At 70.0% G+C, this 17,675-nt stretch carries 17 protein-coding genes and 1 tRNA gene; 11 read left to right on the forward strand and 7 right to left on the reverse strand.

Features of this window, described 5'->3' with window-relative positions:
- The first annotated feature begins 273 nt into the window (after nucleotides 1-273).
- Both ACQPZP_RS25470 and ACQPZP_RS25475 read left to right on the forward strand, forming a co-directional pair.
- Nucleotides 274-759 carry a DUF3592 domain-containing protein gene (locus tag ACQPZP_RS25470; protein WP_433472231.1) on the forward strand — a complete coding sequence of 162 codons (486 nt, stop codon included), beginning with the start codon at nucleotides 274-276 and terminating at the stop codon, nucleotides 757-759.
- Between the two features lie 134 nt (nucleotides 760-893).
- Nucleotides 894-1,349 carry a hypothetical protein gene (locus ACQPZP_RS25475; RefSeq protein ID WP_433472232.1) on the forward strand — a complete coding sequence of 152 codons (456 nt, stop codon included), beginning with the start codon at nucleotides 894-896 and terminating at the stop codon, nucleotides 1,347-1,349.
- A gap of 346 nt (nucleotides 1,350-1,695) precedes the next feature.
- Here ACQPZP_RS25475 and ACQPZP_RS25480 read toward each other — a convergent pair whose 3' ends face one another.
- Nucleotides 1,696-2,400 (reverse strand): helix-turn-helix domain-containing protein, encoded by a 705-nt coding sequence (locus tag ACQPZP_RS25480; RefSeq protein ID WP_433472233.1) that lies wholly within the window; start codon nucleotides 2,398-2,400, stop codon nucleotides 1,696-1,698.
- On the opposite strand from ACQPZP_RS25480, the gene ACQPZP_RS25485 reads away from it, so the two are divergent.
- The 6 genes from ACQPZP_RS25485 (at nucleotide 2,399) to ACQPZP_RS25510 (ending at nucleotide 9,039) form a co-directional block, all read left to right on the forward strand.
- Nucleotides 2,399-3,349: an LLM class flavin-dependent oxidoreductase gene (locus ACQPZP_RS25485; protein ID WP_433472234.1), complete on the forward strand. Its 951-nt coding sequence runs from the start codon at nucleotides 2,399-2,401 to the stop codon at nucleotides 3,347-3,349. The genes ACQPZP_RS25480 and ACQPZP_RS25485 overlap by 2 nt on opposite strands.
- 799 nt (nucleotides 3,350-4,148) lie before the next feature.
- Nucleotides 4,149-4,877 carry a spermidine synthase gene (locus tag ACQPZP_RS25490; protein ID WP_433472235.1) on the forward strand — a complete coding sequence of 243 codons (729 nt, stop codon included), beginning with the start codon at nucleotides 4,149-4,151 and terminating at the stop codon, nucleotides 4,875-4,877.
- A gap of 202 nt (nucleotides 4,878-5,079) precedes the next feature.
- A complete protein-coding gene (locus ACQPZP_RS25495; protein ID WP_433472236.1) occupies nucleotides 5,080-6,156 on the forward strand; it encodes a winged helix DNA-binding domain-containing protein in 1,077 nt (358 codons plus the stop codon).
- Nucleotides 6,157-6,968: 812 nt separating this feature from the next.
- The gene (locus ACQPZP_RS25500; protein WP_433472237.1) at nucleotides 6,969-7,193 is read left to right on the forward strand and encodes a hypothetical protein; all 225 of its coding nucleotides are present in this window, start codon (nucleotides 6,969-6,971) and stop codon (nucleotides 7,191-7,193) included.
- A 548-nt stretch (nucleotides 7,194-7,741) separates the two neighbouring features.
- Complete coding sequence (locus tag ACQPZP_RS25505) at nucleotides 7,742-8,104, forward strand: HhH-GPD-type base excision DNA repair protein (RefSeq protein ID WP_433472238.1); 363 nt, start codon at nucleotides 7,742-7,744, stop codon at nucleotides 8,102-8,104.
- A 464-nt stretch (nucleotides 8,105-8,568) separates the two neighbouring features.
- Nucleotides 8,569-9,039 (forward strand): class I SAM-dependent methyltransferase, encoded by a 471-nt coding sequence (locus tag ACQPZP_RS25510; protein WP_433472239.1) that lies wholly within the window; start codon nucleotides 8,569-8,571, stop codon nucleotides 9,037-9,039.
- 272 nt (nucleotides 9,040-9,311) lie between these two features.
- On the opposite strand, the gene ACQPZP_RS25515 is transcribed toward ACQPZP_RS25510, so the two are convergent.
- Both ACQPZP_RS25515 and ACQPZP_RS25520 read right to left on the reverse strand, forming a co-directional pair.
- A tRNA-Val gene (locus ACQPZP_RS25515) sits at nucleotides 9,312-9,383 on the reverse strand.
- A gap of 83 nt (nucleotides 9,384-9,466) precedes the next feature.
- Nucleotides 9,467-9,892 (reverse strand): TIGR02611 family protein, encoded by a 426-nt coding sequence (locus ACQPZP_RS25520; RefSeq protein WP_433472240.1) that lies wholly within the window; start codon nucleotides 9,890-9,892, stop codon nucleotides 9,467-9,469.
- Nucleotides 9,893-10,179: 287 nt separating this feature from the next.
- On the opposite strand from ACQPZP_RS25520, the gene ACQPZP_RS25525 reads away from it, so the two are divergent.
- Nucleotides 10,180-10,593 (forward strand): SsgA family sporulation/cell division regulator, encoded by a 414-nt coding sequence (locus ACQPZP_RS25525; RefSeq protein ID WP_433472241.1) that lies wholly within the window; start codon nucleotides 10,180-10,182, stop codon nucleotides 10,591-10,593.
- Here the strand turns inward: ACQPZP_RS25525 and sthA are convergent.
- Together sthA and ACQPZP_RS25535 are read right to left on the reverse strand one after the other, a co-directional pair.
- Complete coding sequence (gene sthA, locus ACQPZP_RS25530) at nucleotides 10,590-11,993, reverse strand: Si-specific NAD(P)(+) transhydrogenase (protein WP_433472242.1); 1,404 nt, start codon at nucleotides 11,991-11,993, stop codon at nucleotides 10,590-10,592. The genes ACQPZP_RS25525 and sthA overlap by 4 nt on opposite strands.
- Before the next feature lie 49 nt (nucleotides 11,994-12,042).
- Complete coding sequence (locus tag ACQPZP_RS25535; protein WP_433472243.1) at nucleotides 12,043-12,654, reverse strand: TetR/AcrR family transcriptional regulator; 612 nt, start codon at nucleotides 12,652-12,654, stop codon at nucleotides 12,043-12,045.
- A gap of 108 nt (nucleotides 12,655-12,762) precedes the next feature.
- On the opposite strand from ACQPZP_RS25535, the gene ACQPZP_RS25540 reads away from it, so the two are divergent.
- A complete protein-coding gene (locus tag ACQPZP_RS25540; RefSeq protein WP_433472244.1) occupies nucleotides 12,763-13,083 on the forward strand; it encodes a DMT family transporter in 321 nt (106 codons plus the stop codon).
- Between the two features lie 28 nt (nucleotides 13,084-13,111).
- On the forward strand, nucleotides 13,112-13,948 hold the full coding sequence (ppgK, locus tag ACQPZP_RS25545; protein ID WP_433472245.1) for a polyphosphate--glucose phosphotransferase: 837 nt from the start codon (nucleotides 13,112-13,114) through the stop codon (nucleotides 13,946-13,948).
- On the opposite strand, the gene ACQPZP_RS25550 is transcribed toward ppgK, so the two are convergent.
- Nucleotides 13,945-16,656, reverse strand: coding sequence for an alpha-mannosidase (locus tag ACQPZP_RS25550; RefSeq protein ID WP_433472246.1), 2,712 nt, complete (start codon nucleotides 16,654-16,656; stop codon nucleotides 13,945-13,947). The genes ppgK and ACQPZP_RS25550 overlap by 4 nt on opposite strands.
- Nucleotides 16,647-17,435 carry a CehA/McbA family metallohydrolase gene (locus tag ACQPZP_RS25555; protein WP_433472247.1) on the reverse strand — a complete coding sequence of 263 codons (789 nt, stop codon included), beginning with the start codon at nucleotides 17,433-17,435 and terminating at the stop codon, nucleotides 16,647-16,649. The genes ACQPZP_RS25550 and ACQPZP_RS25555 overlap by 10 nt, the downstream gene beginning before the upstream one ends.
- Nucleotides 17,436-17,675 lie beyond the last annotated feature (240 nt).

The following is a 17,675-nucleotide window of genomic DNA, read 5'->3' on the forward strand; positions in this document are numbered from 1 at the left end:
GGACCGCGCTCGGCACGTCATGGACGAGATTCGGGACGGCGGCTAGCCGCCCGGCTGGCGGCAGAAGAGTGCCTTCACGAGCCGGTCGTCATCGGCATCACCCGATCGGGTGTCAGGGCGGTAGCGCGTGGTCCGCCGGCGTCGCGACGGGGCATCATGTCCGGTCATGGACGCGTCCGCAAGGCACTCGACCACAATGTCCGCGGAGCCGGGTCGCCAACCTGCCGAGGTGCATCATCGGCCGTGGATGTGACGGAGAGGACGTGGCCGAGCATGATCGAGGGTTGGGCGCGATGGTGGGATGACTGGGAGCGCGAAGCCGCGCTGGGCCTGGCTGGGACGCTCCTCGTCACCGGTCTTGCCCTGTTCGGCTGGGGCTGGTACGCCGCCCACCACAGTGCCGGCGACTTCCGCCGCCACGCGCGACAGGCGTCGGCGGAAGTTGTGAGCGAGGGGTTCGCCGTACGCCAGCGGGACCGGGACGGGTACCCGGTACCCGAGACGATCTATCTGCCGACCGTGCGATTCACAACGTCGAGCGGGCAGCAGACAACGCACCAGGTCGCGTGCGAAGCAAACGTCCACCGTCAGGTCGGCTCCCGAGTCAACGTGCTCTACGACCCGGACGATCCACAGCACGTCTGTGTTGCCCAGGACGTCCGGCTGTCCTCGACGACCAATACGATCACGCGCTGGCTCGGGGTCTCCGTCGCGGCACTCGGATGCCTCGTCGGCATCGCAGGCCTTCTTCGCACCTGACAAAGTCCACCCAATGCCCTCTGGCGACGTGCGCCCCTGTACGTTGACCGCGCGCTCGGCGGCAGAAGAGTGCGCCGAATTACGAACCTCTTACGCGATCGGACGGGGAGACCTGGCGGTCCTACGATCAGCGCGTGTCGACCATCCGAAGCACGGCTCTGGTAACTGCAACGCCCCTCGTGCTGGCCGCGGCAGGCATGGTGCACCCTGGAGGGCTGTCCAGGGCAACCGCCACCGACTGGGCGAACCTGCACATCGTGCTGCTACCGGTCTTTCCGTTGCTGCCGCTCGGGCTGCTGATCGTCCTGTGGCACCGGCCCCACCGTGATCTGCCGGGACTGGCCACCGTGGTGGCCTGGATAGCTGCCTTCACCTACGCCGCCTTCCACACCGGACTCGACGCGGTCGCCGGCCCGCTCTATGACACGGCCGACGTACCGGCTTCTGATTGTGTCCGCGAAAAGCCGGAACGCTTGTCCACCGGTTGGAGCGACGCTGGCGGCTGCGGCGCTGCGAGGTTGTCGATGAGATTTAGGAACGGTACGGGGCGGCGTCCCGCCCTCCCGACTCAGCCGACCGTGGCGAGCTGAGCCAACGAGCGTGCCGTGGTAGGCGACCGGGTGAGACCGAACCTCCGGCCGGGAGGCAGCGTGGGCGCGGCATCCCGGGCCGGGGTCGCCACCCGGCGCTCCAAAGCTCGGCGGTCCCGGCGCGCGGACCCGGTCTTCCCGGCGGTGTCCTCGGTGATCTGCCGCATCTGCTCCACCATCGCGAACAGCGCGTTCTCATCACCTGGTCGCGGACCGCCCCCGCAACGGCGCGCGGTTCACTTGGCCAGGAGCGTCGCCGTGGCCGCGTCGGCGGGCAGGAGCGCCTCCAACTGCAGCTCTGCGACGGTCACGTCCAGTGCGGTCGCGAACGTCGTGATCGTGGTGGTCAGCCGCAGCTCACCGCGCGCCGAGCGCAGCCGCAGGGGGACCGAAGCCCACGTGGTCGGGCCCCGCCGCGGGGGTACATAGTCGGCCAGCTCCTCGTACAGGCCGTCGGGCAGGATGCGGTCGAGGATGTGCTGCGCCTACTGCGCCGGGCTGACGATGCGCGATGCCAGGCCCTCGGGGTGCAACTCGTTCCTAGAACCAGCACGTTGACCGGCGGGTGCAGCAAGTGCTCCGCGGCACCTTCGGTGAGCAAACTGAAGGCGTCGTTGGCGAGCACCAACTCGTGCCTGGAGTCCACGACGATCGCGGGGTAGGGCTGGCGCCCGGCCAGGACAAGCCGCAGTGCGGTGCGTGCGTGCTCCAAGCCGGGGTCCTCCAGCGGGGTCTGCGGGTAAACGGGGGCGTAACCCGCACAGCGCAGGAGCTCGTTGCGTTCTCTCAACGTCAGCTTCATCGATTCGCCCAGCCGCACCACCATGGACCGGCCGGGCCGGGAGCGGCCGGGCCGGGAGCGGCCGCTCTCCATGAAACTGATGTGGCGTTGCGTCGTCCCGGCGCGCTGTGCGAGGGCGAGCCGGCTGAGGCGGTGGCGCTGGCGGACCGAGCGCAGGGCATCGGGGAAGTTCACCCGTTTGTGCCAGACCCCGTTCATTCCTTCGAGGGAATTGTTGCCAGTCCCGGCGAGGGACATGATCGACCCCATGAACACGCGACTGGGAGTACTGCTCCCCTTGGGCCAGAGCCATGGGGACGACGCCCGGCAGCTGGTCGATTTCGCCGTCCGCGCCGAACGGCTCGGTTACGACTCGGTGTGGGCCAATGACACCCTCCTGGGCCCCCGCATCGAACCGCTGGCCATGCTCGCCGCCCTCGCGCCGGCGACCGAGCGCGTCACGCTCGGCACGGCGACGCTGTTGCCGGCCCTTCGCCGTCCGGTCATGGCGGCGCAGGAGCTCGCCTCCATCGACCACCTGTCGGCCGGGCGGCTGGTGATCACAGTGGGGGCGGGCTTTCCCGGCCGGTCGCAGATCGAATACGCGGTGTCGCAGGTGCCGTGGGAGCGTCGCTTCAGACGGCTGGACGACACGGTGGCCCTGTGGCGGGCGCTGTGGTCGGGGGAGCGGTCCTTCCACGGCAAGCTGCTTCGCTTCGACGACCTGCCCGCGTCCACGCCCTCCTACCGGCCCGGCGGGCCGCCGGTCTGGCTGGGCGCCGCGAGCCCGGCGGCGCTGGAGCGCGCCGGGCTGCTGTACGACGGTTGGCTGCCCTACCCGCCCGATCCCGCCGACTACCGGACGGGCCTCACGGCGGTGCGCCGCGCCGCGGCGGCGGCCGGGCGGCCTGTGGACGCCATCGCCCCGGCGATGTTCATCACCGTGCTGATCACCGACGATGTGGAAGGCGCGGAACAGCGGCTCGACACCTACTGCCGAACGACCTACGGCCTGCCCTACCAAACGGCGAGAACCATCCAGGCCATGGTCGCAGGCCCGGCAGACCACGTGGCCGCCACGCTGGCCCGCTACGCGGCAGCAGGCGCCGAACACCTGGTCTGCCGCCTCGCGGCACCGTCACTCGACGCCCAGCTCGACCAACTGGAACTCATCGCCGAGATCACGCGCCCAACCGCCGCAGGGCCCTCCAGCCGCTAACGCGGGCCGGGATCGACTCACTCGGCGATGACGAGTAGGGGGCAGCGCATCACGGGTGGGCTGGAGCGGCTGGTCGGACAGCCGGGTGAGACCGCCTGACTGCGAGTCTGGGCAGGCAGCCTGCCCGCGACCGTCGCGTTCCCTCCTCGCGGCCCGAACAAGATTAATCTGAGCGAGACCACTGTTCCTGGGCTCCTCGACCCCGTCCATGCCGTCGCCGTGCAGCGAGGACAACGCCGACGGTCCGCGGGGTCGCGTTGCCGCGCTCGACCGCAACGCCCTCAGTGTTCCTCAATCTCACCGACACGGAACGGCGGCGGCCGCAGGTGTCGCCGGAACTCATCGAGAAACGTTGCCGGAGGACGTGAACAAAACCAGGCTTCCGGGTTCTTCCCGGCACAGCCGTGCTCCTGATCTCTGGCTGGTCCTTCATCGACAGCCACATCTTCTGGCCGCGGGGCGTGTACACCATGCTGGGGCTGGCGTTGGGCTTCGCCCTCCTGAACTGGGCACCCCTGACAAGCGCGTCGCAATCTCCGAAGACCTGAGCAGGAACGGCCGGCCTCCCGCGTGCTGCCGGCGCCCCCACGACGACGGCGACGACCGCCAGGGATTGGCTGAACCACCGGTTTGTGGCGACATCAGCCGTCGGCTTGGCCTGCGGTGCCGTCCCTGACTCCGCGAGAGGGTAGCGTCAGCGGCTCCCGGACCTGACCAGGGTCGTTCCGGGGTCGTGACTGCGCGGCGACTCCGACGTCCATGGAATTCGCCGGTGCGGCAGAGGGGAACGGAGGGGTGTGTGAGCGCGCGTTTCGAGGAGATCGACTGGCGTCAGACGGCCAAGGGGGCCATCAGCCTGCGGCGTCGGCGAGACCCGGCTTCGGGCACCGAGGTCTACGAGGTCAAGCTCGACGATGACTTCCTCATGTCCAGTCAGTTCACGGCGGGAGAGATCGCGCTGGCCCGACTCGGCCTGGAGCCGCTGCCGGACACCGACCTCGACGTGGTCGTGGGCGGGCTCGGCCTCGGGTACACCGCCCACGCCGTGCTGGAAGACCCGCGTGTGCGCTCGCTCACCGTCGTGGAAGCACTCGACGAAGTGATCGAATGGCACCAACGGCATCTGGTGCCCCTGGGCGCAGACCTGACGTCTGATCCTCGTTGCCGCCTCCTCCCGGCAGATTTCTTCTCCCTTGCCACCGATCCCCAGGGCTTCGATCCGGGCATTCCGGGACGGCGCTTCCACGCCATCGTCGTTGACATCGATCACTCGCCGCGCCATGTGCTCGACCCGGCTCACGCGCCCTTCTACAAGCCCGCTGGCCTGCGCGAGTTCACCGGCCGCCTCCACCCCGGCGGTGTGTTCGCCCTATGGTCCAACGACCCGCCGGACGAGCGCTTCAACGCCGTACTCGCCCAGGTGTTCTACGAGTCACAAGCGCACATCGTCGAATTCCATAACCCCTTCCAAAAACGGACCGCGACCAACACCGTCTACGTCGCAAGGACACAAGCGACCCAGGCGTAACGCACAACCGATCTGCGGCATGAGCGTGCGCTCGTGGAGGTTCGGAGACGTGGCGCAGAGTGTGGGCGCGCTGGGTCGTCCGCACCGACAGCACACGAGATGGCTTTGCCGCGAGCACCTGGAATTTCGCGAATGCTGCTGGTCGGAGTAGATGTCAGCGTGCTTGGTTAGGCTGTTCCCGGTTCGGGTCGGAGGTGGTGGAGTGGTGCGGGACGTCGATGTTGCTCGCTGGCGGTTGCGCAGTCAGCATCTGGTTTGGCCCTACGCCGGGTCGGCGGGTGCGGCGGTGGGCTCACTGCTGGCCGTTCAGGCAGAAAACCCGAGTCAGGCGGCTTGGGCGGTAGCCTCGCGCACACAGAAACCCGACCGGACCGATCTGGCGGCCCTCCTCGACGACGGCGCCATCCTGCGGACGCATGTGCTGCGCCCCACGTGGCACTTCGTGCGGGCCGAGGACGTCGGCTGGCTGCTCGACCTCACCGGCCCCCGTGTACGGCGGGTCACCGGCCAGCAGCTACGCAATACGCACGGCCTCGACGAACCCTCTATCGACCGGGCGGTCGCCGCCGTCACGGATGCACTGGCGAGCCGGGGACACCTCACCCGCACGCAACTGGCCGAGGAACTGCGCGAGCGCGGTGTCCCGGGCGGCAAGCAGATGCTGGTGATCCTGCTGGCCCACGCCGAGTTGAACGGGCTGATCTGCAGCGGGCGAGTCTTCGACGGCGAGCACACCTACGCGCTGATGGCCGAGCGCGTGCCGGCACCACGGCGGCTCGGCCGGGACGAGGCCCTGGCCCAACTCGCGTTGCGCTACTTCACCGGGCATGGCCCGGCCACGGAACGCGACCTCGCCTACTGGGCGACGCTCACCCTCACCGACGTGCGCGCCGGCCTGCGACAGGTGCGTGATCGGCTTGACTCGTTCGAGCACGACGGGCGCATCTTCTGGCACGCCCCCGGAGAAGCCCCCGGCCAACCGCAGGATCCCGCGGGCCACCTCCTGCAGATCCTCGACGAGACGTACCGCGGCTACCAGGACTCCCGCTGGGTGCTGGACGCCGCCGGTGACGTGCCGCGCACTCGGGAGTCCGCAACCGGGATGGCCCTGGTCGACGCACAACTCCTTGCCTCCATGCGGCGCACCATCGGCCGCGACCATGTCCGGTTCGACCTGCGACCTTACCGGGCCCTGACGCCTCCACAGATCGAAGCCCTCGACCAGGCCGCCAGACAGTACGGCGAGTACCTGCAGCTCAAGGCCGAGATCACTCTTTGACCGCACGCCCGCTGCCCGGTGGCGAACACACGCGCCCGCGCCGACAGCTTCGCCGGGACGTCCAGGACCTGTTCACCATCGGCTAGGAGCCGATTGGCGATGTGCCGGCCGATCCCGTTGCAGCCTTCGATGGCCCACACCCGGTTCGGCCACTGCCGGGCATAGCCCAGCATCGCGGCGTAGCCGTCGCGGTCGGTGCCGTAGCGTCCGCCGCCCAGGATGGTCTCGTCGGCGGCCATCACCTCGATCGTCGCGGAGCGTTTGTGCGGGTCCATGCCAAGGACCACTCGGTCCATACGCGTCCTCCGATCCTCGATCCATCACTGGGTTGTCGAGCCGGGAGGGCACCGCTACTTCGAGCCGAGCAAACCCCTCTTGAGCCTCTCCCCGCCCCGGGGCGACGCCCAGACCGCGCAGGCCATGAGAGAGCCACACGACCAGCGTGGGCAGCCGATGTGAGAGCGACGGCCCGGGCACCTGGACCGAGCCTGGCCGGGCACCGGTCCTGAGGCAATGAAACAAGTAGCCGATGAGCGGATGTAGGGCCGTCTCATCGCCCGGTGTGTCAGCGGCGAATGGCGCGATCTTGCCTGACTCCATCGGTGTCTGCTGCGATCAACAGATACCTCTCGAACGCGCGTTCGCCGCGCCGTACGAGCGTGCGCTGCGACTCGGCAATGATCTCGATGCCGAAGAGTCGGCTACTTAAGACAAAGCGCCGGACCCGGGGGTTGCCGGAAGCCGGTGAGTGGGGACAGTCAAGGTTGCTGGCGGACAGTCCGTCGCATTTTGTTGACAAACCAGGAGATGTGATGTCTTTTATTTTGTTGGAGGAGGAGTCCGTCGCGGCGGCTACTCCCCCGATCGATGAATTCGACGCCCTCGTGAGTGCCCTGGAGACGGAGCCCCTGCAGGTTCCCGCCACCATGGCCGCCGAATGCCCGGGTGGGGGGCGGCACAACCTCCAGCCCTACACGCGGGGCGGGGTCACCTATTACAAGTGCTCGAAGTGCGACCTGGACACTGGGGCGAAGTAGCCCAGATCGTCGAGGCAGCCTGACAACAGGCCACTTTTGGTTCTGATTTGGTTCTAACAGGCCGTCCTGCACCCCTGGTGCAGGACGGCTTCTTCTCGTCTGATCCCGCGCGCGCACGCCGCGCGGTCGGTCCGTTGAGGGTCGGGTGTTCCACGTGGGGGGTTCGGGGGTGGCGGAGCCCCCGAACCAACGGCGCCCAACCGACCCCTCCCGTCACCGGATGCCAGGTGTTCACGGATGCGGGACCGTCCGGGGCGTCCGGGCGCGTAGCGGGGAGTGCCGATGCCGCCCAGGCTTGAAGTCCCCGCCAGGGGAGTCCTTCGGAGGCTCGCCCTTTCCCGCCGGTGCCTCAGGGGCCGCGTCTTTCGGCAACGTGCTCCTGGCGTCCGGGACCGCCCGCCTGTGCGAGGCGCGCCAACGGGCTTCCCTGCGCTCTTGGCGCTCGTTGCTCACTGGCCGTTCCCCGCTCGCGCGAGCAGCTCCTTGGCACTGGGTGAGTGGCCGGCCGATCTGCCCTGAGGCGTTGCCGAGCTTGATCGACCCGGCACTTGCGGCCGGCACTTCATCGGTTCCCGAAGGCCATGGCGAAGCGCGTACAGGACTTGTGTCGGGCTCTCGTTGACCAGTACGACGGTGAGGCGGGGCGCGTCTGGGACGGCCTGAAGACGGGGGTTGAACTCCGCAAGCGGATCGCGGCGCTTCCAGGGTTCGGCGACCAGAAAGCGAAGATCTTTGTGGCGTTGCTCGGCAAGGGACCTGACGTGCGACTCGAAGGATGGCGAGAGGCTGCCGGTCCTTACGGTGAGGAAGACTCGTTCCGGTCGGTCGCTGACGTCCTAGACGAGGAGTCCCTGGGCGAGGTTCGAGGCTTCAAGCAGGAGATGAAGGCGGTCGCGAAGGCCAATCGGTAGCGGGTTCCTGCCGGGCCCAGTGTCCAGAGCCGCACCTGGCCAGGTGCGGTCATGACGGTGAACGTGCTCGGTCAGCGCACAAGCAGACGAACAGGCCGCAACCTAGCTCCCCCGACACCCCTGGCAGCTGGTGCCACGAACGAGCCGAGGCCAGACAGGTGCATCAGGATCGGTCGTGGTCGCTCGATGTCGTTGCCTCGGACATCCGCGAGTAGATAGGCATTGCCGTTCACGAGCGCCGTGAGGCCTTGCACAGACCTATTGACCTGGAGAAGAGCAAGCCGACCGCGCGATCCGCTGATCACGTTTGTCTGGTACACGCTGGCACGCACTCTCTGGTCGTAGGCGGCGGTGATCACGGTCGTCGGGTCGCGCGCGAGAATCGGGCGAGGGCCCGACTGCGGCGACTCGATCCACATCTCGGGGCTGATGCGGCCGCTTGCATCCAAATCGGCATTGACGTCATGGCCGAGATGAGCGCCCGCGCCAGGGCATCAACGCCTGTCCGATGGCTGGACGTGTGCTGCGGGAGCGGACGGGCACCGGCCGAGGCGGCCAGACTCCTGGCCGATCGCGGCGCGACCGCACAGGCCGAGATCACCGGGCTGGAGGACCACTTCGTCTCAGGCCACCTTCCCCCGTTTCTCCGCCTGACCAGCGGCTCGGTGACCGAGTGGGCCCCTGACGGCCGCTTCGACCTGATCACTTGCGTCCATGGGCTGCACTACGTGGGCGACAAACTCGGCGTCCTGAGCCGCATCGCGTCATGGCTCACCAGCGATGGGCTCTTCATCGCCAACTTCGACGCCCGTTCGATCCGCCGCGCGGACGGCAAGGGTTTATGCGCCCCAACGCTTCGACAACCATGCACCACCCACGTCCAGACACCTCGCAGCCACTCGAATCCCATCCGAGTGTCGCGGACACCGCGCTGAAGGCAGCATTAATGATCTCCGCCACGCTGCGTGCATGACCACGGACAGTAACTGACACCTCCCAGGAAACCTGTGGCCTCCTTTGGGGTGGGAGTAGGGCGATCTCCCAAATTCCTCCCACTGGATCACTTGGGGCCTCACTCACAGGCAACCAAGGACCCGCGAGGGCCGTGCCAGGTTCCCTGCAAAGCTGAAGTAGTGGCCTCTTCGAGTGGCCAACATGCACTAGAGGCCTGGTCTCGTTGAGAGCAGGCCTCTGAACTGGGGAAGGGTGGGCGATACTGGGTTCGAACCAGTGGCCTCTTCGGTGTGAACGAAGCGCTCTCCCACTGAGCTAATCGCCCCGGTGGCCGCCGTGGTGGGGCGGGCCGACGTCGGAAACTCTAGCGCATGTTGGGGGTTGGACGCGCATCGATAAGGGGCGGGGTCACGTCCAGAAGGTGGGGTCTTCGATCTCCCAGGGGAGCGTCACGCCGTAGATGACCAGGTAGGCGGCCACGACCGCGGCGACCAGGACGGCGGTCACGGTGCCGAGGATGGTGTTGCGGCGGCGTTTGCGGGGGTCGAGGGCCTTCTCCTTGGCCCGGTCCGCGGCGGTCTTGGCGCGGTGGAGGGCGCGCTTGGCCCACGCGAACTCGGTGGCGAGGATGGCCAGGCCGATGACGATGCCGAGGAAGCCGGGGCCGGGGGTCACCATCATGACGAGGCCGCCCACGAGGACGGCCGCGCCGACCGCGAAGACGCCGGCGCGCCAGGCGGTGTTGAGGAGGGGGTTGCCCCGGACGCGGGCGCGGAAGCGCTGGAACAGGCCCGGCTCCTCCGGCGGGGCCTCCTTTTCATGATTTATTGCCACAGATTTACCTTAAGCCAGCAGATGGGCCGCCGAGGACGCGGGAGAGCGCTCGGATCGGCCTGCGGGGCAGGCGACGGCGGCCGAAGGATACTTGCGAAAGATCCGCTTTTGCCCAGGTCAGACGCAGGTTTTGCTACGGTGAGATGGATCACAAACGCCGGGGACGCCGGAATGTTCGGCCGAGTTCAGGCAGTTAGCCGTCATAGATCGCGGGGATGTCCGTGTGAGGGAGAACCACGCACCGGCGCACCCGCGAGTCAGCGGGACCGACGTAAGAGGGAATGGCCATGAACAGCAGTACCACCGTCTCAGCAGAGCTGGGCCTTCGTCTCGTCGTCCCCGACCGCACGACCGTTCCCCTGCTCGCGGGGCTGGAGTACGCGGCCGACGATCCGTACGCGATCCGGATGGCCTTCTACGTGGGCGACGACGAGCCGGTGGAGTGGATCTTCGCCAGGGAGCTCCTCACGGTCGGCATCGTGCGCAAGGTCGGGGACGGGGACGTCGAGGTCTGGCCGGCCGCGGACGACGGCTCGCTCAACATCGCTCTGTCCTCCCCGTTCGGGGACGCGTTGTTCGAGGTGCCGCTCTCGCCGCTGGCCGACTTCCTCCACCGCACCTACCAGGCGGTGCCCGCCGGGGAGGAGACCGAGTTCATCGACATCGACGCCGAGCTGGAGAACCTGCTCTGGCCGTCCTAGCCCGACAGGCGGGCGATGTGGCGCATCTTGTTCATCGCGTCCAGGGCGGCGACCTTGTAGGACTCGGCGAGGGTGGGGTAGTTGAAGACGGCATTGACCAGGTAGTCGACGGTGCCCCCGCATCCCATGACCGTCTGGCCGATGTGGACGAGCTCGGTGGCCCCGGTGCCGAACACGTGGACGCCGAGGAGCCGCCGGTCCTCCGGTGAGACGAGGAGCTTCAGCATCCCGTAGGAATCCCCGATGATCTGGCCGCGGGCCAGTTCCCGGTAGCGTGACACTCCCACTTCGAAGGGCACCTTGGCCTCGGTCAGCTCGTCCTCGGTGCGGCCGACGAAGCTGATCTCGGGGATGGTGTAGATCCCGATGGGCTGGGTCTCGTGGATCTCCGAGACCGGCTCCCCGCAGGCGTGGTGGGCGGCGAGGCGTCCCTGCTCCATCGAGGTGGCCGCGAGGGACGGGAAACCGATCACGTCGCCGACCGCGTAGATGTGCGGGACCTCGGTGCGGTAGTCGTCGTCGACCTTGATGCGGCCGCGGTGGTCGGCGGTGAGGCCCGCGGCCTCCAGGCCGAGGTCGCCGGTCATGCCGTGCCGCCCCGCCGAGTACATGACGGTGTCGGCGGGGATGCGCTTGCCGCTCTCCAGGACGGTGATCGTGCCGTGCTCCATCCGCTCGACGGACGCGACGCTCTCCCGGAACCGGAACGTGACGGCCAGGTCGCGCAGGTGGTACTTGAGCGCCTCGACGATCTCCAGGTCGCAGAAGTCCAGCATCCGCTCGCGCCGCTCGACCACGGTGACCTTGGTGCCGAGCGCGGCGAACATCGAGGCGTACTCGATGCCGATCACCCCGGCGCCGACGACGACCATGGTCTCCGGGATGCGGTCCATGTGGATGATGCCGTCGGAGTCGATGATCGTCCGGTCGTCGAACTCGACCGTGCCGGGACGCGCCGGGCGGGTGCCGGTGGCGATCACGATGCGGTCGGCGGTGACCTTCAGCTCGCGGTCGCCGGCCCCGGAGACGCCGATGGTGTTGGGCTCCAGGAAGCGTCCGGTGCCGGCCATCACGGTGACGTGGTTGCGGGCGAGCTGGCTGCGGATGACGTCGGTCTCCCGGCCGATGACGTGCTGGGTCCGCATTCCGAGGTCGGCGACGGTGATCTCGTCCTTGACCCGGTAGCTCTGCCCGTAGAGTTCGCGCTGGTTGAGGCCGGTGAGGTACAGCACGGCCTCGCGCATCGTCTTGGACGGGATCGTCCCGGTGTTGATGCAGACGCCGCCGATCATGTCGCGGCGGTCCACGATGCCGACCTTGCGGCCCAGCTTGGCCGCGGCGATCGCCGCGCGCTGCCCGCCGGGGCCCGATCCGAGCACGAGAAGATCGAAGTCGTTCACTCCCCCAGTCTGACGGCCCGCCGCCCTCCCGATAAGGGCTTTCGGAGGATCAATCCGGATCGGGCCCGGTTCGGCCGATCCCCGCGGCGAGCGCGTCGAGGCCCGCCTTGACGCGGTCGAGGGGCATGCCGCGGGTGCGGCGCTGGTGAAGGAACAGGTTCGCGGCCAGCGGGGCGAGGAGCGCGTCGGCGAGGTAGTCGGTGTCGGCGCCGGGGCGGATCCGCCCGATGAGCATCGCCAGGTGCATGTGGTACAGGCCGTAGGAGCCGTCCCGGAAGCGGGCGTCCGGCGGGTCGGCCTCCGCCATGAGCAGCAGTTCGGCCTGCGCTTCGGTGCGGTCGGCGAGCGCGTGCAGGAACGCGCGGAGGCGTTCGGGCGGGGTGGCGCCGGGGCCGAGCGGCGGCGGGCCGTGCAGGAACGCGGCCTGGAAGTCGCGCTCGCGGTCGTCGATCACGGCGAAGACGAGGCGGGCGCGGTCGCCGAAGCGGCGGTAGACGGTGCCGACGCCCACGCCGGCCTCCCGGGCGACCTCGTCCATGGAGACGGCCTCGGGGCCGCGGGCGGCGATCAGCCGGGCGGCGGCGCGGAGGATGCGGCGGCGGTTGAGCGCCGCGTCCGCGCGCTCGGCGGGCGGGCTGCCCACGACCGGCAGCTCCCTCATCGCGTCCCCTCTCGGCACAGTACGGCAGCGTAGCCGGAGTTGTATCCGGAGAACTCTCCGATTAATCTCGCTAACCGGAAACTTTTCCTGTTATCGGAGGTGGGCCGGATGGCCTGGATCTTTCTGCTGGTCTCCGGGCTGATGGAGCTGGTGTGGGCGGCCGCGCTGAAGCAGTCCGACGGCCTGACGAGGCTCTGGCCGACCGCCATCGGTCTCTCGGTCGCGGTGCTCAGCGTCGTCGTGCTGTCGCTGTCGCTGCGGTCCCTGCCGGTCGGCACCGCCTACGCGGTCTTCGTCGGCCTGGGGGCGATCGGCGTCGCGCTCGTCGGCGTGGTCGCGTTCGGCGAGAGCGCGTCGCCGGCCCGGCTCGGATTCCTCGCCCTCATCGTCGTCGGCGTGGCCGGCCTTCAGGTGATGGAGAGCTCATAGGAGCCCGAAGATCGGGCAGAGTGAAGGCATGGCAAGGGAGATGCTGGGGATCGACATCGGCGGGTCGGGGATCAAGGGCGCGCCGGTCGACCTGTCGGACGGCTCGCTCGCCCGGGAGCGGTTCCGGGTGGACACGCCGCACCCGTCCAAGCCGAAGGCGGTCGCGAAGGTCCTCGCCGAGGTGGTGGACCATTTCGGATGGGACGGCCCGGTCGGCGTGACCTATCCCGGCGTGGTGATCGACGGCGTGGCGCTGTCGGCGGCGAACGTGTCCAAGCAGTGGATCGGGCTGGACGCGGCGTCCCTGATCGCGGACGCGACCGGGCGGGAGATCACGCTGCTCAACGACGCGGACGCGGCCGGGGTGGCGGAGATGCGGCTCGGCGCGGGGCGCGGCCGGCGCGGCACCGTCGTCCTGCTCACGCTGGGGACGGGCATCGGCAGCGCGCTGTTCACCGACGGGGTCCTCGTCCCGAACACCGAGTTCGGGCACATCCAGATCGACGGCAGGGACGCCGAGATCCGCGCGTCGGCGAAGGCGCGCGACGAGCACGATCTGAGCTGGGAGAAGTGGGCGAGGCGGCTCAGCGAGTACATGGTCCAGCTGGAGGCGCTGATCTCCCCCTCGCTGATCATCGTGGGCGGCGGGGTGAGCCGGAAGTCGGAGCACTTCCTGCCGCTGATCGAGGGCGTGCGGGCGGAGATCGTCCCCGCCCGGCTGGTCAACAACGCGGGCATCGTGGGCGCGGCGATGGCGGCCGCCGCGGCGCATCCGGTGGAGACCGCCGAGCCCGCCCAGATCCGGGCCGCGGGCAGGGCGGGCGGGCGGCAGCGCGCGAACGGGACGGCCGAGGCGGCGCGCTAGGGCGTCCTTAGCCGTACCGTCGCGATCTCCCAGGGCCGCAGCGCGAGCAGGGCCGTCCCGTCGTGCACGTCGAGCAGGGCGCCGGGACGGCCGCGCAGGCCGACGCGCGCCGCCTCGGTGAAGTCCCCGCGCAGGACGGCCGTGGTGGGCTCGGTGCACTGGGCGACCATCCGGGTCTCGATCCAGCCGTCGCGGGCCCGGAACGAAGCCATGACCACGCCGTCACCCGTGATCGCGACGCCCGCCCGGGAGGCCGGCACGGCCGCCGTGGAGTGCCCGTAACCGGGGGCGGTGAGAAGGTCGTGCCGGTATGCCTCGGCGGCCTGGAGGACGTCGGTTCCGGGGCGCTCGCCGGCGTACGGCATGATCGCCATGCCGACGGTCCGCTCGCCCCGGCACTGGGCCTGCGGCGTCGGGAGCTGCGGCCCGGCCGGCTGGTCGCGGTAGGCGTTGCGGTCCCGGGACAGATGGCCGATCGAGCGCAGCAGGGTGAGCGCCAGCTCGCGTCCGCCGCCGGTGACCTCGTACTCGGTGACGTGCTCCAGCAGGACGGCGAGGCCGCCCGCGGCGACGAACCCGGACGCGGGGAACGTCGGCACGGGACGTTCCCCGAAGCCGCCCTCGGCCGCCGGCCCGCGCTCGGTGATCGTGAACTGGCCCTCGGCGAAGGACGTCCCGGCCTGCCGGGGCAGGACCGTGTGCAGCCGGACGCGGTGGTCGTCGCAGCGGTTGTCGAAGGTGACGCGCAGCCGCAGGAACGGCTCGTCCGCGCGCAACTCGGCGCGAGTGGTGACCGTGACGTCCTCCTCGGCCGCTGATCGGGCGTCACGCGGAATGTCCCCGGCCGCCGGCCACCGGTACATCCGGACGATGTCGAGCGCGGCGACGAGCGGCCCGTCCCAGACCGGCTTCACGTCGATGGACCGCGGGTCGCCGATGACGCGGTCGGAGCCGGGCGGCGCGTAGTTGTAGGAGTCGCCGAGGTCGCCGCCGTCCATGATCCGCCCGACGCCCTCGACGACATGGCCGGACGGGGTGCGCAGCCGGAGCGTGCCGTCGTCGCGCACCTCGGCGCGCAGCAGCCCGTTGTCGAGGACGTTCCCCTCGGCGCTCACCCGTGTCTCCGTGGGACCGGACGCAGGCACGGGCCGGACGGTCGTCAGCCCCAGAGCGGGGACGTCGACCAGCGCGGCGACGCTCCGGCGCGGGTCGGCCAGGATACGGACGCGCCAGTCCCCGTCCGCGTCCCGCAGGGCCTCCCGCACCTCGCCGATGTCGAACGGGACGTCGGCGCGGGACGTGACGTGGAAGGTGAGCGTGCGCTCCTCCCGCGACACCGACCAGTCGCGGATCTCCTGCCCGAACAGCACTCGCCCGTACACCCGCTCCAGCAGGATCGGCAGCTCGGAGGCCGGGTGGAGGGCGTCGTCCAGCACCGTCGGCGCGATCTCCAGCGTCTGGACGGGGACCGGCCGCCCGTCACCCGTCACCAGGCCGGGTTCGCCTTCACACGGGATGTCCAGAGTGACCAGGCCCGCGCGGGCAGCCGGGGTCGGGTTGAAGACCAGGTGGGAGCCGAGGGGCACCGAGGCGGCGCGTTCCGCGGTGACCAGGTCGCAGACGGCGCGGCCGAGCTGCTCGGCCTCGGCCATGTGCGCCGCGACCTGTTCGGCCGTCTCGTCGCTGCCGCAGCCGGTGACCGAGTCGTGGCAGCTCACCTCGATGAGACGCCGCCACGCCAGGTCGAGGAACCGCTCCGCGTCCCCCGAGTACCAGAGCGCGGTCAGCGGCTCGGCGTACCGTTCCACGAGCCGCTCGGCGCGTCCCATCAGCTGCTTCAGCCGGATCCGGGCGGAGATCACCCCGGGCAGGATGTTGGCGCGCGCGTGCGACCGCAGCTCGCCGCGGACGCGCGGCAGGCCGTCCACGGCCGGGTCCTCGCCCGCGAAGTAGCCGGCGAGGGTGTCCAGCCGCATCCCGAGCCCGGCGGACGCGATCCGGTCCGCGAGGTCGGCGGCCGGGGCGGTGTGGTCGGCGCCGTACATCGCCAGCAGGGGGCCGCCGTCCGGATACCAGCGGCCCATCGACTCGGCGAACCCGGCGACGCGGCCGAGCAGCAGCGACGCGCCGTCCCCGAACTCCTCGAACATCGACGCGGCGTTTCCGTAGCCGCCCTCCGGGAGGTACTGGGTGCGGATCGCGGTCCCGTCCGGCGCCTCCCAGGCGAACGCGCGGGTCCGGACCCGGTCCGGGACGCCGCGCCACACGCACGCGTGCTCGATCCCCGCCAGCCTGAGGATCTGCGGCATCTGCGCGCAGTGCCCGAACTGGTCGGGCAGGTAGCCGACCATCATCGCGGCGCCCAGCTCCTCCGCGCGCCGCATGCCGAGCTCCAGGTTCCGGACGATGTTCTCCCCCGAGCACAGGAACTCGTCGTGCAGGATCTGCCAGGGGCCGACGGCGAGCCGGCCCTCCCGGACGAGCGCGGCCACCCGCTCCCGGCGTTCGGGACGGATCTCCAGGTAGTCGTCGACCGCCGCCATCTGCCCGTCCAGGGTGAAATGCCAGCGCGGGTCGGCCTCCATCCCGGCGATGACCCCGTCGAGCAGCGACACGAGCCGGAGCCGGAAACGCTGGAACGGCAGGTACCACTCGCGGTCCCAGTGGGTGTGGGGGACGACGACGATCTCGGAACCCTCTACCCGCACAGTGCGATCACCTCGTTCTCGTGGGTCTCCAGGCGGTGCATGCCCGGCCCTGCGGCCGGCGCCGCGACGCGGTCGCCCCTGATCGCGGCGCGCCGCCCGTCCGGCCGGACGAGCACGGTCCCGTCCGCGCCGATCGCGATCATCTCGTCGTCGATTCGCAGCAGGACGGGCGCGTCCGGGGAGGCGGAGACGGACGTCCGGCCGGCCGCGAGCCCGCCCAGCACGTCCTCGCCCTCGGCGAGGACCCAGGTGACGGGCTCGCCGAGCGTCTTGTGCTGCGCCGGGTCGTGGAAGTCGCTGCCGCCGAGCGGGACGACGCCGCCGGGCCGCCACACGTCCGCCCAGGCCAGCGGGGCGCCCCAGCGCCGGTCCCACCAGGACGAATGCCAGATCTCGGCGTACCGCGGCCGGGAGGCCGGGGGCAGCGGGCGGCGCCAGGCGCAGTCGCCGCTCAGCGGATGGTTGATCGACATGAGCCCGCCGCGCGCGTCCGCGAACGCGGCCCAGTCGGCGCTCGGCCGCCGGAAGTCGACCCAGCCGGTGTCGCCGAACACGTTGGCGTGCCCGAAGTCGGTGGTGACCTCCTGGCCGGGCAGCAGCAGGACTCCGGCATGGGCGCCGGCCGCGGGCAGCTCCGGGTGATGGCTGACGGTGTTGTGGTCGGTCACCGCGAGGAAGTCGAGCCCGCGCGACGCGGCGAGGCACGCCAGTTCGTGGACGGTGAGCGTCCCGTCGCTGTGAACGGTGTGGGAGTGGAGGTCGCCCGCAAGCCACCGCATCCCATCCGGTGCGGGCAGATCTCGGGGCGGCGGACGGTCCGGTCGTGGCGGCGGTGTCTCGTTAGGCCGCTCTGGGGAGGACCCCGAGGTGGTCACGGTGACCTCATAGGGGACACCGTCCGGCGGTATCCGGTGTAGCCCGAGCCAGACATGCCATGTGCCCGGCTCCAGTTCCCCTGGCAGGTAGCCAGGGGTCGCCCACTCCGCGCCTATCGTGTACCGGCGGCGTGCTCCACCGGA

Origin of the sequence: Spirillospora sp. CA-142024 (assembly GCF_050942325.1) — a bacterium.
GTDB lineage: Bacteria > Actinomycetota > Actinomycetes > Streptosporangiales > Streptosporangiaceae > Spirillospora.

What these genes read in the sequence shown, in the direction of transcription:
- ACQPZP_RS25540 (WP_433472244.1), top strand. Translation starts at nt 12,763, where the DNA reads ATGGCCTGGATCTTTCTGCTGGTCTCCGGGCTGATGGAGCTGGTGTGG.
- ACQPZP_RS25470 (WP_433472231.1), top strand. Translation starts at nt 274, where the DNA reads ATGATCGAGGGTTGGGCGCGATGGTGGGATGACTGGGAGCGCGAAGCC.
- ACQPZP_RS25500 (WP_433472237.1), top strand. Translation starts at nt 6,969, where the DNA reads ATGTCTTTTATTTTGTTGGAGGAGGAGTCCGTCGCGGCGGCTACTCCC.
- ACQPZP_RS25555 (WP_433472247.1), bottom strand. Translation starts at nt 17,435, where the DNA reads ATGCGGTGGCTTGCGGGCGACCTCCACTCCCACACCGTTCACAGCGAC.
- ACQPZP_RS25480 (WP_433472233.1), bottom strand. Translation starts at nt 2,400, where the DNA reads ATGGGGTCGATCATGTCCCTCGCCGGGACTGGCAACAATTCCCTCGAA.
- ACQPZP_RS25525 (WP_433472241.1), top strand. Translation starts at nt 10,180, where the DNA reads ATGAACAGCAGTACCACCGTCTCAGCAGAGCTGGGCCTTCGTCTCGTC.
- ACQPZP_RS25535 (WP_433472243.1), bottom strand. Translation starts at nt 12,654, where the DNA reads ATGAGGGAGCTGCCGGTCGTGGGCAGCCCGCCCGCCGAGCGCGCGGAC.
- ACQPZP_RS25510 (WP_433472239.1), top strand. Translation starts at nt 8,569, where the DNA reads ATGGCCGAGATGAGCGCCCGCGCCAGGGCATCAACGCCTGTCCGATGG.
- ACQPZP_RS25485 (WP_433472234.1), top strand. Translation starts at nt 2,399, where the DNA reads ATGAACACGCGACTGGGAGTACTGCTCCCCTTGGGCCAGAGCCATGGG.
- ppgK (WP_433472245.1), top strand. Translation starts at nt 13,112, where the DNA reads ATGGCAAGGGAGATGCTGGGGATCGACATCGGCGGGTCGGGGATCAAG.